20 protein-coding genes are annotated in these 19663 nt (G+C 36.4%); 4 read left to right on the top strand and 16 right to left on the bottom strand.

The window, feature by feature from the left end; all coding sequences use genetic code 11:
* Nucleotides 1-6: 6 nt before the first annotated feature.
* The 13 genes from HH304_RS03215 to HH304_RS03275 all read right to left on the bottom strand — a co-directional run bounded on the left by HH304_RS03215 (nucleotide 7) and on the right by HH304_RS03275 (nucleotide 13450).
* A complete protein-coding gene (locus HH304_RS03215; RefSeq protein WP_169678021.1) occupies nucleotides 7-393 on the bottom strand; it encodes a hypothetical protein in 387 nt (128 codons plus the stop codon).
* Nucleotides 394-432: 39 nt separating this feature from the next.
* On the bottom strand, nucleotides 433-1698 hold the full coding sequence (gene ilvA / locus HH304_RS03220) for a threonine ammonia-lyase (protein ID WP_408631350.1): 1266 nt from the start codon (nucleotides 1696-1698) through the stop codon (nucleotides 433-435).
* Nucleotides 1699-1784: 86 nt separating this feature from the next.
* On the bottom strand, nucleotides 1785-2849 hold the full coding sequence (gene ilvC / locus HH304_RS03225; protein ID WP_169678022.1) for a ketol-acid reductoisomerase: 1065 nt from the start codon (nucleotides 2847-2849) through the stop codon (nucleotides 1785-1787).
* Between the two features lie 34 nt (nucleotides 2850-2883).
* Entirely contained in the window at nucleotides 2884-3432 is a 549-nt protein-coding gene (gene ilvN, locus HH304_RS03230) for an acetolactate synthase small subunit (protein WP_169678023.1), read from the bottom strand.
* Nucleotides 3433-3435: 3 nt separating this feature from the next.
* Nucleotides 3436-5175: a biosynthetic-type acetolactate synthase large subunit gene (gene ilvB / locus HH304_RS03235; protein ID WP_169678024.1), complete on the bottom strand. Its 1740-nt coding sequence runs from the start codon at nucleotides 5173-5175 to the stop codon at nucleotides 3436-3438.
* 4 nt (nucleotides 5176-5179) lie between these two features.
* Nucleotides 5180-6853 (bottom strand): dihydroxy-acid dehydratase, encoded by a 1674-nt coding sequence (gene ilvD, locus HH304_RS03240; protein ID WP_169678025.1) that lies wholly within the window; start codon nucleotides 6851-6853, stop codon nucleotides 5180-5182.
* Between the two features lie 6 nt (nucleotides 6854-6859).
* Nucleotides 6860-7750, bottom strand: coding sequence for a branched-chain amino acid transaminase (locus HH304_RS03245; protein ID WP_169678026.1), 891 nt, complete (start codon nucleotides 7748-7750; stop codon nucleotides 6860-6862).
* Nucleotides 7751-8188: 438 nt separating this feature from the next.
* On the bottom strand, nucleotides 8189-8902 hold the full coding sequence (locus HH304_RS03250) for a hypothetical protein (protein ID WP_169678027.1): 714 nt from the start codon (nucleotides 8900-8902) through the stop codon (nucleotides 8189-8191).
* A gap of 93 nt (nucleotides 8903-8995) precedes the next feature.
* On the bottom strand, nucleotides 8996-11221 hold the full coding sequence (locus HH304_RS03255; RefSeq protein WP_169678028.1) for a S9 family peptidase: 2226 nt from the start codon (nucleotides 11219-11221) through the stop codon (nucleotides 8996-8998).
* Nucleotides 11222-11333: 112 nt separating this feature from the next.
* Nucleotides 11334-11717 (bottom strand): group III truncated hemoglobin, encoded by a 384-nt coding sequence (locus HH304_RS03260; protein WP_169678029.1) that lies wholly within the window; start codon nucleotides 11715-11717, stop codon nucleotides 11334-11336.
* On the bottom strand, nucleotides 11717-12442 hold the full coding sequence (locus HH304_RS03265; RefSeq protein ID WP_169678030.1) for a Mut7-C RNAse domain-containing protein: 726 nt from the start codon (nucleotides 12440-12442) through the stop codon (nucleotides 11717-11719). Before HH304_RS03265 ends, HH304_RS03260 begins: the two co-directional genes overlap by 1 nt.
* Before the next feature lie 99 nt (nucleotides 12443-12541).
* Nucleotides 12542-12949 (bottom strand): DUF805 domain-containing protein, encoded by a 408-nt coding sequence (locus HH304_RS03270; RefSeq protein ID WP_169678031.1) that lies wholly within the window; start codon nucleotides 12947-12949, stop codon nucleotides 12542-12544.
* A 93-nt stretch (nucleotides 12950-13042) separates the two neighbouring features.
* Nucleotides 13043-13450: a DUF805 domain-containing protein gene (locus HH304_RS03275; RefSeq protein ID WP_169678032.1), complete on the bottom strand. Its 408-nt coding sequence runs from the start codon at nucleotides 13448-13450 to the stop codon at nucleotides 13043-13045.
* Nucleotides 13451-13667: 217 nt separating this feature from the next.
* Here HH304_RS03275 and HH304_RS03280 point away from each other — a divergent pair, with 217 nt between their 5' ends.
* The 3 genes from HH304_RS03280 to HH304_RS03290 all read left to right on the top strand — a co-directional run bounded on the left by HH304_RS03280 (nucleotide 13668) and on the right by HH304_RS03290 (nucleotide 15812).
* Entirely contained in the window at nucleotides 13668-14873 is a 1206-nt protein-coding gene (locus HH304_RS03280; protein ID WP_333908732.1) for an MFS transporter, read from the top strand.
* A gap of 76 nt (nucleotides 14874-14949) precedes the next feature.
* The gene (locus tag HH304_RS03285) at nucleotides 14950-15441 is read left to right on the top strand and encodes a BON domain-containing protein (RefSeq protein ID WP_169678033.1); all 492 of its coding nucleotides are present in this window, start codon (nucleotides 14950-14952) and stop codon (nucleotides 15439-15441) included.
* An 11-nt stretch (nucleotides 15442-15452) separates the two neighbouring features.
* A complete protein-coding gene (locus HH304_RS03290) occupies nucleotides 15453-15812 on the top strand; it encodes a LysM peptidoglycan-binding domain-containing protein (RefSeq protein ID WP_169678034.1) in 360 nt (119 codons plus the stop codon).
* A 45-nt stretch (nucleotides 15813-15857) separates the two neighbouring features.
* Here HH304_RS03290 and HH304_RS03295 read toward each other — a convergent pair whose 3' ends face one another.
* From HH304_RS03295 to HH304_RS03305, 3 genes are all read right to left on the bottom strand, one after another.
* Nucleotides 15858-16460 carry a zinc ribbon domain-containing protein gene (locus HH304_RS03295; protein ID WP_169678035.1) on the bottom strand — a complete coding sequence of 201 codons (603 nt, stop codon included), beginning with the start codon at nucleotides 16458-16460 and terminating at the stop codon, nucleotides 15858-15860.
* A gap of 123 nt (nucleotides 16461-16583) precedes the next feature.
* Nucleotides 16584-17297, bottom strand: coding sequence for an SDR family oxidoreductase (locus HH304_RS03300; protein WP_169678036.1), 714 nt, complete (start codon nucleotides 17295-17297; stop codon nucleotides 16584-16586).
* Between the two features lie 138 nt (nucleotides 17298-17435).
* Complete coding sequence (locus HH304_RS03305) at nucleotides 17436-18023, bottom strand: phospholipid scramblase-related protein (protein WP_169678037.1); 588 nt, start codon at nucleotides 18021-18023, stop codon at nucleotides 17436-17438.
* Between the two features lie 205 nt (nucleotides 18024-18228).
* Between HH304_RS03305 and HH304_RS03310 the strand changes: the two genes are divergently transcribed.
* Nucleotides 18229-19659, top strand: a complete 1431-nt coding sequence (locus HH304_RS03310) for an NADP-dependent isocitrate dehydrogenase (RefSeq protein WP_169678038.1) — start codon at nucleotides 18229-18231, stop codon at nucleotides 19657-19659.
* The last annotated feature ends 4 nt before the right edge of the window (nucleotides 19660-19663 follow it).

A 19663-nucleotide genomic window follows, 5' to 3' on the forward strand; every position in this document is an offset into this window, starting at 1 on the left:
AAGTTATTAAACCGAAGAAGTCATATCTGCGATATTCTTTTTCTGTAAGAATATATTCTTCTTTAATTTTCGGTAGGTATCCTTGAAATTTTTGATGTGCACACGCATTTTGATGTGTTCATCATGTTCAATTTCTTCTGCTGAAATTTCATCTTCCATCATTTGATGAAAGAAAGTCTCATGAGAAACGATTTTGTCTTTCAAACTTTTGATCATGCGTTTATGATGGGCCAACTCATTAAGGAGTTTTGCAACATCTCCATTTCTTCCGGATCCTGAAATCATCTCACATAGTGATGTCAGAAATCGTAACTCTTCTTCCCAAAATGCAATGTCACCGAGCCACACCTGGTGTTCCTTATGCATGTGTTCTATTTCCGTCAGCACTGTCATGATCGTTCATTTAGTATATCAATTTACTAAAATCACGCCTCATATCAAATACTGAAATAAATCTTGTTTCTCATTTAGGTACTCATAAGTGATATTATATGAGTCCATTCTCTTTAAAAGTCCATTAAAATCACTTGCCTGCTTCAATTCCAGGCCTACTAATGCCGGACCTTGCTCTCTATTGTTTTTCTTAGAGTATTCAAAGTGAACGATGTCATCTCCTGGGCCAAGTACATTGGTCAGGAACTCGCGTAATGCTCCTGCACGTTGTGGAAATCGCACAATGAAATAATGCATCAAGCCTTCATATAATAAGGCTCTTTCCTTGATTTCTTCGGTTCTGGTAATATCATTATTGCTTCCCGAGATTACTGCAACTACTGTCTTGCCTTTGATTTCATCTTTTAATTGTTCTAGAGCAGCAACAGTTAAAGCACCAGCTGGTTCGACAATGATTGCGTCATCATTATAAAGATTTAAGATCGTAGAACATATTTGTCCTTCCGGTACGGTGATGACTCTGTCGATTTTATCTTTCAGGATTTCAAAATTCAGGCTGCCGATTTGTTTCACTGCAGCACCATCAACAAACTTATCGATTTTATCCAGAGTGACAACTTCACCTTCTTCGATCGATTTTGTTAGTGAAGGAGCGCCCAGCGGTTCAACTCCTATAACTTTTGTTTTTGGAGAAAGCGTTTTGAAAACTGTAGTGATTCCCGCTGCCAGTCCTCCGCCGCCAACAGGAACTAGTAAGTAGTCTATTTCCTCCGGACTATCCTGAAGTATCTCAAGTCCGATTGTTCCCTGGCCTTCGATGATTTCTTTGTGATCGAAAGGAGGGATAAACGTCATGTTGTTTTGGTCACAGTAATGACGGGCATGTTTATATGCGTCATCAAAAGTATCTCCGGTGAGAAATAGTTCGACATTATCTTTGCCAAACATTTTAACCTGGTTTACTTTTTGTCCTGGAGTTGGTTCAGGCATAAATATGGCTGCTTTAATGCCCAGTTGTGAACAAGACATTGCAACACCCTGTGCATGATTACCAGCACTGGCACAAACAACACCCGATTTTTGCTGTTCTTCATCAAGCTGCGAAATCATATTGTAAGCACCCCTGATTTTATACGATCTAACAGTTTGAAGATCTTCTCTCTTTAGCATGATTTTACAATCATATCTTTCATTTAGCCTGATACTATCAGTTAAAGGTGTTTCTTTAACTACAGCTTTCAATCTAAATGAGGCTGTTTTTATATTTGACAGGGATACTTGTGAATTTTTGACTTCCGCTTCCATGGCCATTCTGTTAAAAGAATAGAGTGCTACTGATATGGTCAATTGACCTTACAGCAGGCACCCTATATGAGGAAATTTGAAAATAATTAAGATTCTACTGGTTGTTGTGCGTTTTCAGGTCTCAGCTTTCTTACTTCTGCACCTGCCTGCCACATTTCAGAGTTATGAAGCTCTGATAATTCTTCTTCAAGCTTTTCACGATAATCAGGCTGACTGTTTGAGTCGATTGATCGTTGTGCTTCTTCACCTGAAGCTACGCTATCATATAATTGATTGAATACCGGTTTTACTGCATCTCTGAATTTGTCTTTCCAGTCAAGAGCTCCTCTCTGAGCAGTGGTGCTACAGTTAGCATACATCCAGTCCATACCATTTTCAGCAATTAGTGGCATCAATGATTGAGTGAACTCCTCTACTGTTTCATTAAATGCTTCAGAAGGAGAGTGTCCTCTTTCACGAAGTACTGTAAACTGTGCTTCAAATAGCCCCTGGATAGCACCCATCAACGAACCTCTTTCACCAGTAAGATCGCTATATACTTCTTTTTTGAATGTGGTTTCAAAAAGATATCCCGAACCAACCGCAATTCCTAGTGCGTGTGCTTTACTATAAGCATTGCCAGTTGCGTCCTGATGTACAGCGTAGCTTGAGTTCAACCCTTTTCCTTCTACGAAAAGTCTGCGAAGGCTGGTTCCCGAACCTTTAGGGGCTACAAGGATAACGTCAACATCTTTTGGAGGGATAATATTAGTTCTGTCACTATAAGTTACGGCAAATCCGTGAGAGAAATAAAGTGTTTTTCCAGGTGACAGATTTTCTTTTATTGTAGGCCATACTGCTATCTGGGCAGCATCTGACAACAAGTAACAGATAATTGTTCCTTTTTGAACTGCTTCTTCAATTGAGAAAAGGTCAACACCGGGAATGAACCCGTCTTCAACTGCCTTGTCCCAGCTTTTACTTGGTTGTCTTTGACCAACGATAACTTTGATGCCATTATCTTTCATGTTAAGTGCCTGGCCAGGCCCTTGTACACCATACCCGATAACTGCAACAGTCTCGTCTTTTAATACTTCCTGTGCTTTTTCCAAAGGAAATTCTTCCCTTGTTACAACCTGTTCTTCTACTCCGCCAAAATTGATTTTAGCCATGATATTTCCGATTTAATTTAATGATTCTATTTTATTATGATACCAGGCTTAACGCTTCAAGCTCTTCAAGGAATGAAACGGTTTGCCTTTTTGATTTTGATATTGCTATTCGGCCGGATTTGACAAATTCCTGTACGCCAAATGGTTTTAATTGATCAAACAGGTTTAGTATTTCATGACTGTGACCTGTTTTTTCGATGATTGTATATTCTTCTCCAACTGTCAATACCCGGGCGCCACTACTCCTTACAAGGTTTTCAATATGATTACTCGATGTGATCATCTTTGTAGGGAGTTTATACAAAGCGATTTCCTGATAATGGATTTCGCTGTCGTCATATAAAAATGCTCCGAGGACTTCAATTATTTTTTTAATTTGCTTGGTTACTTTTTCAAGCTTTTCACGGGTACTCTTCACAACGATTGTAAATCGGCTTACACCATGTACTTCAGTTTCAGATACATTGATAGCCTCAATATTGATCTTTCTTCGAGTGAATATGATGGTAATCCTGTTTAACAAACCTGATTTGTTTTCAGTAAGGATCGATAAGGTGAATTCTCTGGTTTCTTCCGTGTTCATAGCTTAACCAAGTAATATGTTTGAAACTGATTCTCCTGTAGGGATCATCGGGAAAACGTTTTCTTCTTTCTCTACTTCTATTTCAAGTAGATAGGGGCCATCATGATTTAACATGGTGCTTATAGCTGTTGACAAGTCTTCGCGTTCTGAAATTTTTTGACCTTGAATACTGTATCCCTCAGCAATTTTTATAAAATCCGGGTTGACCATTTCGGTACTGCTGTATCGTTTGTCAAAAAACAGCTGCTGCCATTGTCTAACCATGCCTAAAAAGTTATTATTCAGGATGATGATTTTTACTGGTATTTTGTACTGGAAAATGGTTCCAAGCTCTTGAATTGACATCTGAACTCCACCATCTCCAATAACCGCTACCACTTCACGATCATCTTCGCCCAGTCTGGCGCCTATTGCTGCCGGAAGAGCAAAACCCATTGTGCCAAGGCCTCCTGAGGTTATGTTACTTCTCTTGCTTCGGAACTTATAATATCTGGTTGTAACCATCTGATGCTGTCCTACATCAGTAACAACAACGGCATTGCCTTCAGTTTGCTGAGATAAGTTTTCGATTACCTCGGCCATTTTTATCTGTCCTGTGGAAGGGAACTTTTCTTTTTGAGCTATTTTCTCGTCTTCGATTTTTTCACATTCACGAAATTCCTGAAGCCATTCGGCATGCATTTTTGGCTTTACATGTTCCGTCAATGCTTGAAGCGCCTCTTTTGCATCAGCGTGAATAGCTATGTCTGTTTTTACATTTTTATCGATCTCTGCTTCGTCAATTTCTATATGGATTACTTTAGCCTGTTTGGCATACCTGTTCAGATCACCGGTTACACGGTCATCGAAGCGCATTCCAACAGCAATCAAAACGTCGCACTCGTTAGTTTTTATATTAGGACCATAGTTACCATGCATTCCAAGATATCCTACATAAAGCGGATGATCCGGAGGGAAAGCAGAAAGTCCTAATAAAGTGCTTGCTGCAGGTATTTGAGCCTTTTCTGCAAATGCCAAAAGTTCTTCCTGTGCATCAGAAATAATTACTCCATGACCGAAAACGATATAAGGTTTTTTTGCTTCATTGATTATAGCAGAAGCAGCCAGAATATCTTTTGGCTTGATTACCGGTTTAGGATGGTAACTTCTGATGTTTATGCATTTTTTATATTCATAAACAAATTTATTTACCTGAGCATCTTTGGTAATATCTATAAGTACTGGTCCCGGACGACCGCTTTTTGCTATATAAAATGCTTTTGCAATTATTTCAGGGATTTCTGATGCATCAGTAATCTGATAGTTCCATTTTGTAACAGGCATTGAAATTCCTACCACATCAGTTTCCTGAAAAGCATCAGTTCCTAATAGGGGTGAGAAAACCTGTCCTGTTATACATACAATTGGAGTTGAATCAATCTGGGCATCTGCTATACCTGTGATCAGGTTAGTAGCACCGGGACCAGATGTTGCCAGGCAAACTCCGGTTTTTCCGGATACTCTGGAATATCCCTGTGCAGCATGAACTGCTCCTTGTTCGTGTCTTACAAGGTAATGTTTAAATGTATCCTGAAAATCATAAAGTGCATCATAAACAGGCATAATGGCTCCACCCGGATACCCAAATACGGTATCCACACCTTCATTAATTAATGATAGGATTAAAGCCTGGGCACCTGATATTTCAGTGCCTTCTAAGTTTTTTGGTGTTTCCTGTTTGGCGGTTTCCGTAGCTGTTTCCATATTTTTAACTGTCGGTTACGCAGCCCTGATCTGCAGGTGCTACACTTTTAGCATATTTGTATAATATTCCTGATGTCTTTTTTAAAGGTGGAGCCTGCCACTTGGCTTTTCTCCTGTTTATTTCATCTTCAGATAGATGAGCAGTAATTTCTTTACTAATCCCATCAATGGTAATCTTGTCACCATCTTCAAGCAGGGCAATTAATCCGCCCTCCTGAGCTTCGGGTGTTATATGCCCGACGACAAAGCCATGAGTACCACCTGAGAAACGACCGTCGGTAATTAGTGCTACTTCATTACCAAGACCTGCACCCATAATCGCAGAGGTCGGTTTAAGCATTTCGGGCATTCCTGGTCCACCTTTTGGACCTTCATATCTGATGACTACTACATCGCCTGCTTTTACTTTTCCTTCACGAATGCCATCATTTGCAGCATATTCCCCATTAAATACTCTTGCAGTTCCGGTGAATTGTTCTCCTTCCTTACCCGTGATTTTTGCTACCGCTCCTTTTTCAGCCAGGTTGCCATATAAAATCGCCAGATGTCCTTCCTTTTTAACTGGATTGCTCAGTGGCTTTATTATCTCCTGTCCAGCTTGTAGTGAAGGGACAGATTCAAGGTTTTCTTTTATTGTTTTGCCTGTTACTGTTAAGCAATCTCCGATAAACAGGCCTTCTTCAATAAGCATTTTCATAACCGCAGGAGTTCCTCCCACATGATGCAAGTCTTCCATTACATATTTGCCACTTGGCTTTAAGTCGGCAATGAAAGGTGTTTTTGCATTTATTTCTTTTATATCATTCAGAGTAAAAGGTATCTCAAATGCTTTTGCCACAGCAATCATATGTAGCACTGCATTAGTAGAACCACCAAGAGCAATAATTAACCTGAAAGCATTTTCAAAAGATTCTCTGGAAACGATATCTCTCGGTTTTAAATCTTTTTCAAGTAAAAGTTTCAACGCTTTACCAGCATTAACACATTCAGCAATTTTAACATCTCCTTCAGCAGGGTTTGATGAAGAAAAGGGTAGAGTTAATCCCATTGCTTCCATAGCAGAAGCCATGGTGTTTGCTGTGTACATACCGCCACAAGCACCAGGGCCTGGGCATGCATTCATTACAACACCTTTGAAATCTTCTTCGTTGATAGTGCCGGCAAACTTTTGCCCCAGTGCCTCAAAAGCAGAAACGACGTCAAGCTTTTTACTTTTATAACATCCGGGTTTGATTGTTCCTCCATATACCAGAACAGCAGGTCTGTTTAATCTACCAGCCGCAATCATTGCACCAGGCATATTTTTATCACATCCGACTACAGCGGCAAATCCATCGTAATTCATTCCGGATACAACAGTCTCAATACTGTCAGCAATAATGTCTCTGCTCGGAAGTGAATATCTCATACCATCCGTGCCCATTGAGATCCCATCAGATACTCCAATAGTGTTGAAAATTAAGCCAACAAGGTCTTCACTTAAAGTTCCTTTCTTTACCTCTTTGGCCAGGTCGTTAAGATGCATGTTACAAGGGTTTCCTTCGTACCCTGTACTTACAATACCTACCTGTGGTTTTTGAAGGTCTTCCGGACTCAAGCCGATCGCATGAAGCATGGCTTGAGCTGCCGGTTGCGTTGGATCTTGCGTAACCGCTTTACTGTATTTATTTAAAGTCATGTGTGATTATACCAGATTAAATGCTGTAAGATGATCTTTCGTTACTTTTCGACGATACATTAAAAAGAGGCTGTATCCGATGCTTTCTTCCCAAGGGATATGCATCTTTTTGCCTTCGATAGATTTAATTCCTGTGACCTCTATCGCAGTCCCGGTAAAGAATGCACTATCCGCATCCAGGACCTCTTCTGGCTTGATGTCTTTTTCAACAATCTTAAAACCAGTTTCGTTGGCAAGATCAATAATAGTCTGTCGGGTGATACCCGGCATGATGTATCCTTTTTTAGGGGTATAAAGTACTTCGTCTTTTTCGTAGAAGAAATTAGCAGCTGGTCCTTGGGCAATAAACCCATTCATGTCTAGCATTAATGCTTCGTCAAACCCTCGGTCTCTGGCATCATTAGAAGCAAGAATAGAGTTTACATAATTGCCAACAACTTTTGATTCGATATGTGCTCCTGCAGGGTTAAGTTTTTCATACTTGCTAATATGAATGTCAAGCGGGTCTTCTCCAAGGTAGTTGTTCCATTCCCATGCAGCCATTAAAAAATGTGCGGCAGGGGCAGTTCTCAAGCCCATATAAGGTCCTGCATAAACTAGTGGACGGATATATGCATTTTGAAGATTATTTTTTTTAAGCAATTCATAAGCTAGCTCGGTAAGTTCGTTTTCAGAAAACGGTAAATTGAGTCTGTGCTTTTTAGCTGAATTAATTAATCTTTCGAAATGTCTGTTGGGTTTGAAAATTTTTGGGCCTTCATCAGTTTTGTATGCACGCATTCCTTCGAATACACCAAGGCCATAGTGCATAGTCTGATTGTAAAGACTTACTTCGGCATCTGCTGCTTTTCGCCACTCGCCGTCAAATAGAACGATGCTTTTTTTAGAGAAGTACATATATCGGTTGCTTATTTAGATTACAAATTTTATTAAAGAAAAAAGCCGTCTCTTATGGGAGAACGGCTTTTGATACGGCAATAACATCTCCCTGGTCAATGTCCGATGACAATGATCACGATATTAATCAGGATAATTACGATGTTACTTGCTTTCATCATTTCAATTTAACCTTTATGCTTATTACAATATTAGTTCTTGTGATTTTAGGTTACAAGCAAAATATTAATTTTTTATTTTTAAAATATGCAAAATAATCATTTACTAACGGTTGTTAGTGGAGAATATAATTTTACATTTATAATTAACTGTAGAATTTATTAAGAGATTGTTAATCAGCTGTGGGATATGATGATTAGAATTGTAATATATGTAAAAAAACGACTATTTAATAATCGTTTTGATACTTATGAGGCTAACGAGTGTTAAATATGTAAATTATGAGTGATTTTCTGTCAATTTAGCAACAGGAAATGTTTTCTTTTCTTCGTGACCGCAATATCTGCACTTATACGTTTTGATAAGTTTACCTTCTGTAGATAGGCTTGGAGGTTTGATAAGGTCTTCTTTTTCTACTTTGAATGTATTGTAGTTGCATTCCGGACATCTGGAGGCAATCATATGTCCCTGATACTTTTCAATAATGGTGTATCCAGTGGCTTCATCAATCCAGACGTCATAGTCTACTGAATAGACATTTTCTTCAGTCTGCATTCCTTCATCAAGGTAGACATCTTCTTCCTCTTCGCTTAGCAGTTTCATTTTTCTGCCGGTTTTTGGAGAAACTCTTGGCTTATATCTTAGCCTTTTAAGTCTTTTTTCCAGATGAAACGGGTAATAGTATTTCAGGTAGGATTTGATAACGATGCTTAGGATTAATCCGGCCATTACTGTCAGGAAGATTCTAACAAGCCACCATAATAATTTTGAATCGGGGAAAAGTGTATTGATAAAAAAAGCACCGGCAATAATTAAAGCATAAGAACCAAACTCAAGTGTACGGACCTCATATCTGCTTATATACTCATAAGCCTTTTTTGGAGACAGGAAAAAATTAACTTTTATAACATGATATCCAATGATAATTGCAGATACAGTTAAAAATATTAATCCACTAATCATTAAAAAATCGGTCCACTCTTCAAACATCATTACAATTTTTGATTTCCACAATTCGACCGAAAATAGTAAAAAAAACAATAGCGGGAAAGAATTTTCTTAAACCCGCTATTATTTTTTGAAATCTTATTGACCAGAAGTATAATCTTTTGTTTTGTTATCTTCTGCTTTTAAATTGTTATCCAGATATTTAGTGATCAGGGTAAAAAGATGAAGTCTTGTATTACCACCATAGATACCATGATTTTTATTTGGGTAATAAAATGAATCAAAATGCTTACCCTGGTTTATTAGTTCCGTTTGAAGATCAACAGCATTTTGAAAGTGAACATTGTCATCTGCAGTACCATGGATTAAAAGGAAGTTTCCTTCAAGTTTCGCAGCATGTGTAATCGGACTGTTTTCATCATATCCTTCCGGATTATCCTGTGGTCTCTGTAGATATCTTTCTGTATAAATGGTGTCATAATATCTCCATGTAGTAACAGGAGCAACAGCCACTGCTGTACTGAACACATCATTACCAATAAACAGACAGTTTGATGACATGTATCCACCATAACTCCATCCGAAGATACCAATCCTTGAAGCGTCAACATAATCTTTTGTCACAAGATATTTAGCTGCAGAAATTTGATCTTGAACTTCGTATTTACCCAGGTTTTTATATGTTACATGCTTGAATTCTTTGCCTCGTCCACCTGTGCCACGGTTGTCAACACTTACAACTATGTAGCCTTGCTGAGCAAGATAATGGAACCATTTTTCTCTTGATCCACCTGCTCTGTTCATTACAGTCTGGCTTCCAGGACCTCCGTAAACATACATTAATACAGGATATTTTTTGGAAGGGTCAAAATCAGCAGGAAGTATTTCATAACCATTAAGTTCAATTCCTTCAGGAGTTGTAAATGAGAAGAAGGAATGCTTTCCTTGATAATAGTTTTCAATAGTTTCTATTAGTTTGGCATTATCTTCTAAAACTGCCATTTCAGTTTTTTGTCCTGACTTATAAAGCCTGTAAAGCCCCGGGTGTTCTACAGAAGAATAATTTGCAATGTAGTATTTGAAGTCGGTGCTGAAATTTGCTCCATGCCAGCCACTTTCAGTGGTTAGCTGCTTTTTGCTTTTACCGTTAATTTTGATGCTATAAAGATGATTCTCTAATGGCGAAACTTCTCTTGATGAGAAATACAATGTTTTAGAATCTGCATCATATCCGTAAAGACTTGATACTTCCCAATCTCCATCTGTTATTTGCTTTACTAATGACCCATCAATGTTGTAAAGGTAAATATGCTTGAATCCTGAAATTTCACTTGTTTTTATGAATTTTTTTCCATTATCAATAAAAATCAACTCATCAGTAAACTCAACATCAACATAAGTATCACTTTTTTCTTCAAGGATAGATGTTGCTTTACCATTTTCATCTGCTATCATCAGATTCATATGGTTTTGAAGTCTGTTCAATTTTGTGAACACTAATTTCGAATCCGGAGTCCAGTAAAAACGAGGAACATAGATATCCTTTTCAGATCCAAGATCTACATTGGTTTTATTACCATTCGCAACATCGTATACTGTTAATGATATTTCGCTGTTTTTTTCTCCCGCTTTAGGGTATTTGAACTTGTAATCCTGAGGATATAATTCTCCCCATATTTGCATATTATACTCTTTAACGTCTTCTTCGTCGAAGCTTAAAAATGCTATGCTTTTACTGTCAGAAGACCATTTGAAAGCCTTGGCAAAACCAAATTCTTCCTCATAAACCCAATCTGCAGCTCCATGAATCAATTTATTGAATTCACCATCGTTGGTAATAGGAGTAGTTGATTTTGAGGCGATATCATAGATATACAGGTTATTTTCTTTTACATACGCCACTTTGTTTCCATCAGGCGAATATGTAGCATAACTTATCTTCTCACCTTCTTCAAGTGGAATAAGAGCCTTCGTTTCTCTGTCGTATAAGTAATATTCAGCCTTATAAGATCTTCTGTATATAGATTCTCTATTTGCCTGAAGAAGAAGCTTAGATTCATCAGCACTGAAAGAATAGCTTTCAAAGTTTAATGGATTTCCATCTGATAATTTTAAATCTTTGCTATCAACGATTGTTTCTATCTCTTTATCAGTAAGGATATCGGACTTAATTACTTTTTGACTTCCTTTATCAAAAGTCATTTTTGAATAGTAACGTCCATCATTCATCCAATTAATACCATAAACACCTTGAGCAGAAAATTTTCTACTGTTGTGGATGTCTTCAAGATTAAGAGGCTGGACTTGTGCACCTATGGTGTAAGTCAATAGAATGAAAAATAAGTACAGAGGGTTATGCTTCATAATAAATTTATATTGTGTCTAAAAATTGTATTATTTCTATATTTAACAACTCAGTAAAATACTTAAAAAGAGGTTTTTTATCAATATTTTTAGAGTGGTTTATTGACTGTGTTTAATTGTTTAGGCCAATGATTTTAAACTGCATTAACCCTGCTATTTGTTTAGCCCTTGAAATTGCCTCATTTGCTTTTGGTCCTTCAAAATGATTGCGTATAGTTTGTTCCCATAATTTAATCCAACGCTCAAAATGTGTTTCTTTTAAAGATTCTTTTTCATGTAAATTAAAGTGGGGTGTCATTGGATTGCCTGAATAGTTTCGTCCTCCTAATAAAACAGACTCCCAGAAATCATACATTATTGGCATATGATGATCAAAATCGAGTTTCACAACCTCAGTAAATAGATAACCAATGACATCATCGTTCAGAACTTCTTTATAAAATGAAGAAACCATTAATTCTATGTCTTTTCTTTCAGAGATATCTTTTTTTGCCATTAGCTCTTTTGTGATATGAGATCCATTATTAACTTTTCCATGCGCATAAAATGTGTTCCCTTCCAAAACACTTTATCGCACTCTTTACAAAGATAGAACTCATTGAAATGTTGTGCGATACCTTCGTCAATTTTGTTAATTATTAAATCTTTCTCGATTCTGATTAACTCTTCATTACAGGTCATACACCTGGTGAATGGATTGAAATATTTTCTTAAGTCTAATAGGTTTACGATCTCTATTAATTGGTTGTGCTTTTTGATAGAACGAACAAAGTAATAATTAGGGTCAGGAGTATTCTTTAATAATTTATCGCGGGTAAGAACAAAACGATTTTCATGTGAAGCTATATTTCTTATTTCTTCATCCTTAAAGTTATTTTTATATAAAGTATCAAACCCTAGCATTCTAAGGTATTTGGCAAGTTTGCCTAAATGTGAATCAAGAATGAAGTTAGGTGCCTTATCACCATTAACGTTAATAATATTTCTAAAGTGAGGGAAAACACTAATTCTATCACCTTCGGAAAGTTCTTCGTTTAAGAATGCGTCATTATTATTGAGTAAAATTTTGCCTATTTCATAAATGGGAATTCGAAAAGCCATTAAACATTCTCTGATTGTAGTTGGGGTTTTGAAAGCGAAATCAAAATCAGCCTGCTTTTGATTATCATGAAGGAAGTCGTTCAGTATTGAATAAAACCTGAAAGTAAAGACTTTTTTCATGATGGTAGTTATTATTGGTTCTGATTAAAAGAAGTTAACAGATATAAAAAAAAAAGCACGAGGAGAACCCGTGCTTTAGTATTATTCTGTTTCTTATAATTAAACATCTGCAACTAAATTGTCTGCAGCTGAGAATGATTCTGGTGATTTAGGATCCTGTCCATATTGATTTTCACCTCTTTCACCTTCTGTAGCTAGCCATACTAATAAAATGATTCCGCCTACTAAGGGAATAAGACCTATGAAATAATACCAGCCTGACTTTCCTATATCATGAAGTCTTCTGACTAATACTGCAATAGAAGGGATTATAGTAGCAAGAGTAAATAATCCATAAAGCGCAAATCCGCCAAAAAATTCAAATTTTAAAGCTAGTGTAATGCCAATACCGTATAGTACTAAAGCGAAAATAGTCTGGAAAAGAACGTACATCCAGTATTCCTGGCGTCTGGCTCTTCCGTTGAAATTTGCATAGTTTTTAGTTAAAACATGTAAATACCAATTCATAATAAAAAATGTATTAAAAATTATTCCTACTCGTTTGGCTTTTCAGATTCGCCCCGTTTTTGATGGTTTCCGGACTCCATTAATATTATGTTCCTAATTTGTTGAAACTAAATTGTCATAGGCTCCAAAGCTTTTTGGTGCTTTTGGGTCTTCTCCATATTTATTGCGGCCACGATCTCCTTCCAAAACCATTAATATAAGGAATATTATTCCGCCTATTGCAGGAATAAATTTAACAAAATATGCTGCGCCAGATTTTCCAGTATCGTGTAATCTTCTAACCGCTAGAGCAATAGTTGGAATTATAGTAGCAAAATAATAAATGCCTAGTATATAATAGGGGAATTGAATGTCGAATAATGATTCCATATATATCCCACCAAACAACAATGCTAAAATGATTGTTATTTGAAATAAGAGAAACAACCAATACTCTTGTCTTCTAGCTCTACCATTAAAATTTGCGTAGTTTTTCGTTATAACATCTAAATACCAATTCATAATAAATAAATTAAAAAGTAATCCCGTTAGTCTAGTTTTTATTTACAACCGTTTGTATAAACTACTTGGCTGTATAAAAAAAAATTAGGTTGAATATATTTCTAAGGATTATGAAAGTCAAATCATGACAGGTAAATAGTGATGATTGTTACGTACCAATTATTACAGAAATGATATTTTTGCAAATCTTTTAATTATAAAAAGTAACTCATTTAAAGTGGAAAAAAAGTTAGTGCATGGCTTAAAAGCTAATTTGCCTCAGTTTTTAACATTGGTTCTGGTAAATGCTTTCGTCGGGGGGATGATTGGTCTTGAACGTACCATTTTTCCTGAATATGCTGAAAAGCAATTTGGCATTGAATCAAGTACAGCTTTTTTGACCTTTATTATTGCCTTTGGAATCACAAAAGCAATAGCAAACTATTTTACCGGTAGGCTATCAAATAAGTTAGGTAGAAAGAAACTGTTAATTATTGGTTGGCTATTTGCTATCCCGGTTCCTTTAATGCTTATCTATGCTAACCATTGGTATTTTGTTGTGTTAGCAAATGTTTTTTTAGGGATAAATCAAGGGCTAGCATGGAGCAGTACTGTCATAATGAAGATTGATCTGGTTGGTCAAAAGGAAAGAGGGCTGGCAATGGGGTTTAATGAAGCTGCAGGATATCTTGCTGTTGGAGTTATTGCGTTTTTTACAGGTTATATAGCTTCGGAATATGGAGTTACACCTTATCCGTTTTATCTTGGAGTAGTTATTTCATTATCAGGGTTAATATTGTCTGTTTTTTTTGTTAGGGATACAACACAATATAGTGAGATAGAAAAAATAGATCAAGATACCTCTCACCAGGAAAATATTTTTCTTGAAACCTCATTTAAAGATAAAACTCTAAGTTCTGTAACTCAGGCCGGTCTGGTAAATAACCTCAATGATGGAATGATATGGGGACTAATACCAGCATTGCTTTTTTCATTAAAATACGAAAGTGCTCAAATAGGAATTGTTACAGCATTGTATCCGGCAATTTGGGGTATTGGTCAACTTGCCACTGGTCGAATGGCTGATATTTATTCAAGAAAAGCAATGCTTACCTATGGGATGGTGTTGCAAGGAGTAGTAATTATCCTTTTTTCGCTAGTTTCGTCTTTTTCATTATTTATCGTATTATCTATTCTTCTTGGTGTTGGAACCGCCTTAGTTTACCCTACGTTTTTAACTACTATTGCAAATAATACCAGGCCGCTTCAGCGTGCAGAGTCAGTTGGTGTTTTTCGTCTTTGGAGAGATATGGGCTATGCAGCTGGAGCCTTACTCTCAGGAATAATTTCAGATTTGCTTGGGATGCATTATGCAATTTTATCGATTGGGATCTTAACAGTAGTTTCCGGGCTTATAATTAAGTTCAGGATGCCTAACCAGTGATTCATCTAATACTTATTATTATTCGAGATTATGTTGGTTGAAATTGTTAAATTTTATATGTAAAAAATCATATAATATGAAGACACATATCAACATTGTTACTGTATTGATCTTTTTTGTATTGACGGCATGCTCTCCAAGTGATGCAGATATCAAAAAAGCTGTGGAATCAGCCCTTAAGTCAACTCCGGAATTAAATTCTGTAATGGTTGAAGTTGATAAGGGAGTTGTCAGATTAACTGGTGAAGTACCTTCTGAAGAAATGAAAAAGAATGCTCAGGATTTGATTTCAAATGTCAGCGGACTTAAAGAGGTTAATAATTCTATTGCAGTAGTACCTCCGGGTCCTACTCCTGAAGAATTGGCTCAAAAAGCAGACGATAACCTTAAGCAGAAGGTAATGGAAAATTTCCAAACCTATGAAGTGGAGGGAGTGAATGTTTCAGTTTCAAATGGTACAGTTGTTTTAACTGGTGAAGTAAAAAGAGATAATCTTGAACAAGTTATGCAGGCTGCAATGGAATCTGGAGCCGCGAAGGTAGATAATCAACTGACAATTGTAGATTAAATTTTGAAGCGATGGAATTAAAGCAAAAATATAAATCAGTAATAGATATAGCTGAAGGAACCGTTCAAGATCTTTCTATTGAAGAAAATGGTAATGTATTGAAAATTACTGGTAAAGCACAGGAAGAAGATAAACAAAGAATGTGGGATGCTTATAAGTCTATTGATCCTGATATGAGAGCAGGAGATTTTATTCTTAATGTTGAAGCTACGGATTTTGATGAAGTTTATGAGATTCAACCAGGTGATAGTTTGAGTAAAATTGGTAAAAAATATGGAGTGTCCTGGCAGGAGATATATGAAATGAATAAGGATACGATTAAAGATCCTGATGTGATTTTTCCAGGTCAGAAAATTAAAATACCTAAATGATATTAAAAGAGGCCTTGTTAGATAAACAAGGCCTCTTTCCTTTAATTATCTTTTAATGTCAATTATTTTATTATCTCTATATTTATCTTGAAGATCACTAAGAGCCATTTTGATTTCCATGGTAGTATAGTTATTTTCTTTATCTATAGAGTAAATTTTTGTTCTGCTTTCTATCAGGTAATCATTTAGTAGCAGGCTGATACTATCTCCTTCTATAGCTGATACTTTCATTGTTGAGTATTCTCCATCACCCATGTCGTAGTAATAAACATCATTTACTGCAGGAGATTGAATATACAAGGCTTCATTTTCCTTATCAGCAGCACTAGTGAAAATGCCCCACACAACTAAAGCAGCAATTAATACTAATCCGGAAAATTGCCAGATAGGTCCTTTAGATTCAGATTTAAGTCTGTGGTATTCACTTTTAACATTATCAGGCATTTCACTTGACTTTAATGTTGCCTTACAATGTTGACACTGAGAAACCCCTGTTTTTCCAAGTGGGAATAAAGGAATCCAGAAAATATGTGCATGACGTCTGAAAACGCTGATAACAGTAGATTCGCGAGTTCCACAAGAAGGACAGGTTACATTTTTTGATTGTGCTGATTTTAGGTGTGCAGCACGCATTCCGTAAATGATCATGATTGAAAAAATTAAACAGTTAAATAATAGTTTGGTAAAAGATTCTACAAACTATTAATAACTTCAAATAATTAAAAGTAACCTACGCAAAATTAAAACGAGGGCTGTGGGCCCTCGAGTATATTATTTTGCCGATGGAGGTGTTGTCGGTCTGACTTCAATTTTACTTGGGAGTGTTCTGTGATCCATTTTTAGAAGATCAGTTACCATTTGCCCCAGGTCTTCTGGTTGGATCTTCCAGTCATCATCCGAATTTGGAGTATGGTTATTAAAATGGCTAGTAACTGATCCAGGCATAATGGTAGTCACTTTTATTCCATGTTTTCTTAAATCTAGCATTACTGCTTGAGTAAACCCGACAAGGCCAAACTTACTTGCATTGTACGCAGATCCAGCAGCAAAGAAGTTTGTTCCAGCCAAGCTGGCAATTGTTATGAAATATCCTTTGCTTTCTTTTAATGCTTCAACAGATGACTTTATTGTATAAAATACTCCTGTTAGATTAATATCAATGGTGTCATTCCATTGCTCTGCGGTAAGATCTTCAATTGATGCAAAATGACCAACTCCGGCATTAGCTATCACTACATCAAGTTGCCCCCATTTCTCTAATATGGCCTGAACCACCTTTTGTTGCGATTCGAAATTTCTAACATCGGACTCTAAAGCCAGGATATTTTCTCCACCTAGAGATTCAGCCGCTTCATCTGCCGCTTCTTGTGATCGACTGGTAATCGCAACCTTTAGTCCACTTTGTAATAATGCTTGAGCTATACCATAGCCTATTCCTTTACTTCCTCCGGTAACCAGAGCAACTTTACCTGTTAAGTCTTCCATAAAATGTTGATCGTTTTTTGGTTATAATTCTTGTATTGAAAACGGATATTGATGATGATAGTTTAATATTAAATTGAAAAGAACCATAAAAAAAGCTGAGTGTTAATTACTCAGCTATAATAATTAAAAACAGAAAAATTATTCTTTTAATACCATGTCAATGCACATTACTGCAGCAAGGATTAATAACCTGATTTTATTGTCTTGAGGTACGCTCACGTTGATTTTTAGTACATAATTATCCGCTGAAGTAAAAAGTTCTTTTCCTAATCCAGCCCATTTCTTGGATACATGAGCAAATTCATAATTATCTTTTACAAATTTAAAATCCCAAGAAGTCCATTTACCTTTAAGGCTGCATAAATAATTATCATTTGGGTCAAGGACATCAAATTTACCCCCTATCGAAAAAAGCTTTTGTTTAAATTTCCCTATCATTTCATCATTTTCATCATATACTTCTACTGTCGAAAGTAATATTGAAATCCCCCTTTTGATAGATACAACTTTATTACCCTGTGGAGTTTTAATAGTAATGTTAAATGGAGTCATTCGTTTGTAATCCGTAAAACGGAAAAGTTTTGTGAAAAAACCAAGGTCTTCTTCTCGGCAATTCAGTGTTAGCTCATGACTCTCCGGGTTAAAAATGTCATAATTGTTGGCAGCTTTGAACATGCCTAAATGTTCTTTTACCAAAAAAGTGTTTTGACTAAGTGCTGTGTTCATTGAATATATTTTTAAAAAAAATAAATGCTTTTCAGAAAAAAAATATCGCTTTAAAATCCAGTGCTAACTATAGATAAATAATAAGATTATTAAGGATTCTTTGATTAACATGTTTATCCATAAGTTATACATATGTTTTTTATCAAAAACATTAATTTTCATATATGAATTAAACCCGGTTATTTTGCATAAAAACTAACAGGGTATGCAGAAAATTACAATAGCCAAAGGTGACGGGATTGGTCCTGAAATAATGGATGCTACATTAAAAATTCTTAAGGCGGCAAAGGCTAGACTTGAATATGATGAAATCCAGATTGGAGAAAAGGTTTATCTGTCAGGTAATACCAGTGGAATTAGTGATGAAGCGTGGAAAAGTATCCGTGAAAACAAGGTGTTCTTAAAAGCGCCTATTACAACACCTCAGGGAGGAGGATATAAGAGTTTAAATGTTACAATGAGAAAGACTTTAGGGCTTTATGCTAATATTCGACCCTGCCAGAGTTTTTATCCATATGTAAGAACAAAGCATCCGGAAATGGATGTAGTGATAATCAGAGAGAATGAAGAAGATTTATATGCCGGTATTGAGCATCAGCAAACTGATGAGGTAGTTCAGTGTTTAAAGTTGATAACCAGACCGGGATGTGAGAAAATTATCAGATATGCATTTGAATATGCGCGAAAGTATAATCGCAAAAAAGTTAGTTGCTTTACAAAGGATAATATAATGAAGCAGACTGATGGTCTTTTTCATAAGGTTTTTAATGAGATTTCGGCTGAATATTTGGACATTGAAACTGACCATTGGATAATCGATATCGGAGCTGCAAGATTAGCTGATACACCGGAGATATTCGATGTTATTGTAATGCCGAATTTATACGGTGATGTATTGTCTGATATAGCAGCGCAGATTTCTGGGTCGGTAGGACTTGCCGGGTCAGCAAATATCGGAAGCCGGTGCGCGATGTTTGAAGCAATTCATGGTTCAGCTCCTACAATTGCAGGGCAAAATGTTGCTAACCCTTCCGGCCTAATCAGAGCTTCAGTTATGATGCTCACTCACCTGGGGCAGTCTGATATTGCTGAAAAAATAAACAACGCCTGGTTAAGAACTCTCGAACAGGGAATACATACGGAAGAAATTTATAGAGAAGGTGAAAGCACCAAAAAGGTTAGCACCTCTGAATTTGCTGATGCTGTTATTGAAAATCTTGGTCAAAAACCGAAGAAACTAAAAGCAGTCGAATTTAATGGAAGGATTCAATTTGAAATACCTGAATATCAAAGGCCGGCAAGTAGAAAGAAAGAGTTAAATGGTGTAGATGTTTTCGTTGACTGGAAAGGTTCTGATCCGGAAAAGCTTGCAGAGAAACTGCAAAAATTGAATGGTGATGTGAATCTTTCGATGATCACTAACAGGGGAGTGAAGGTTTGGCCGAATGGTTTTGAAGAGACTTTTTGCACGGATCACTGGAGGTGTAGATATGAAAGAAATGGCCACCCCATTACAAACAAAGAAATAGCTGAATTGTTGGCAAAAGCTTATGTTGAAAATGTGGATGTGATTAAAACAGAGAATCTATATCAGTTTGATGGTGAAAGAGGGTATTCTTTGGGACAAGGTCAATAATTAA

This window comes from Marinigracilibium pacificum (assembly GCF_012926615.1).
GTDB lineage: Bacteria > Bacteroidota > Bacteroidia > Cytophagales > Cyclobacteriaceae > Mangrovivirga > Mangrovivirga pacifica.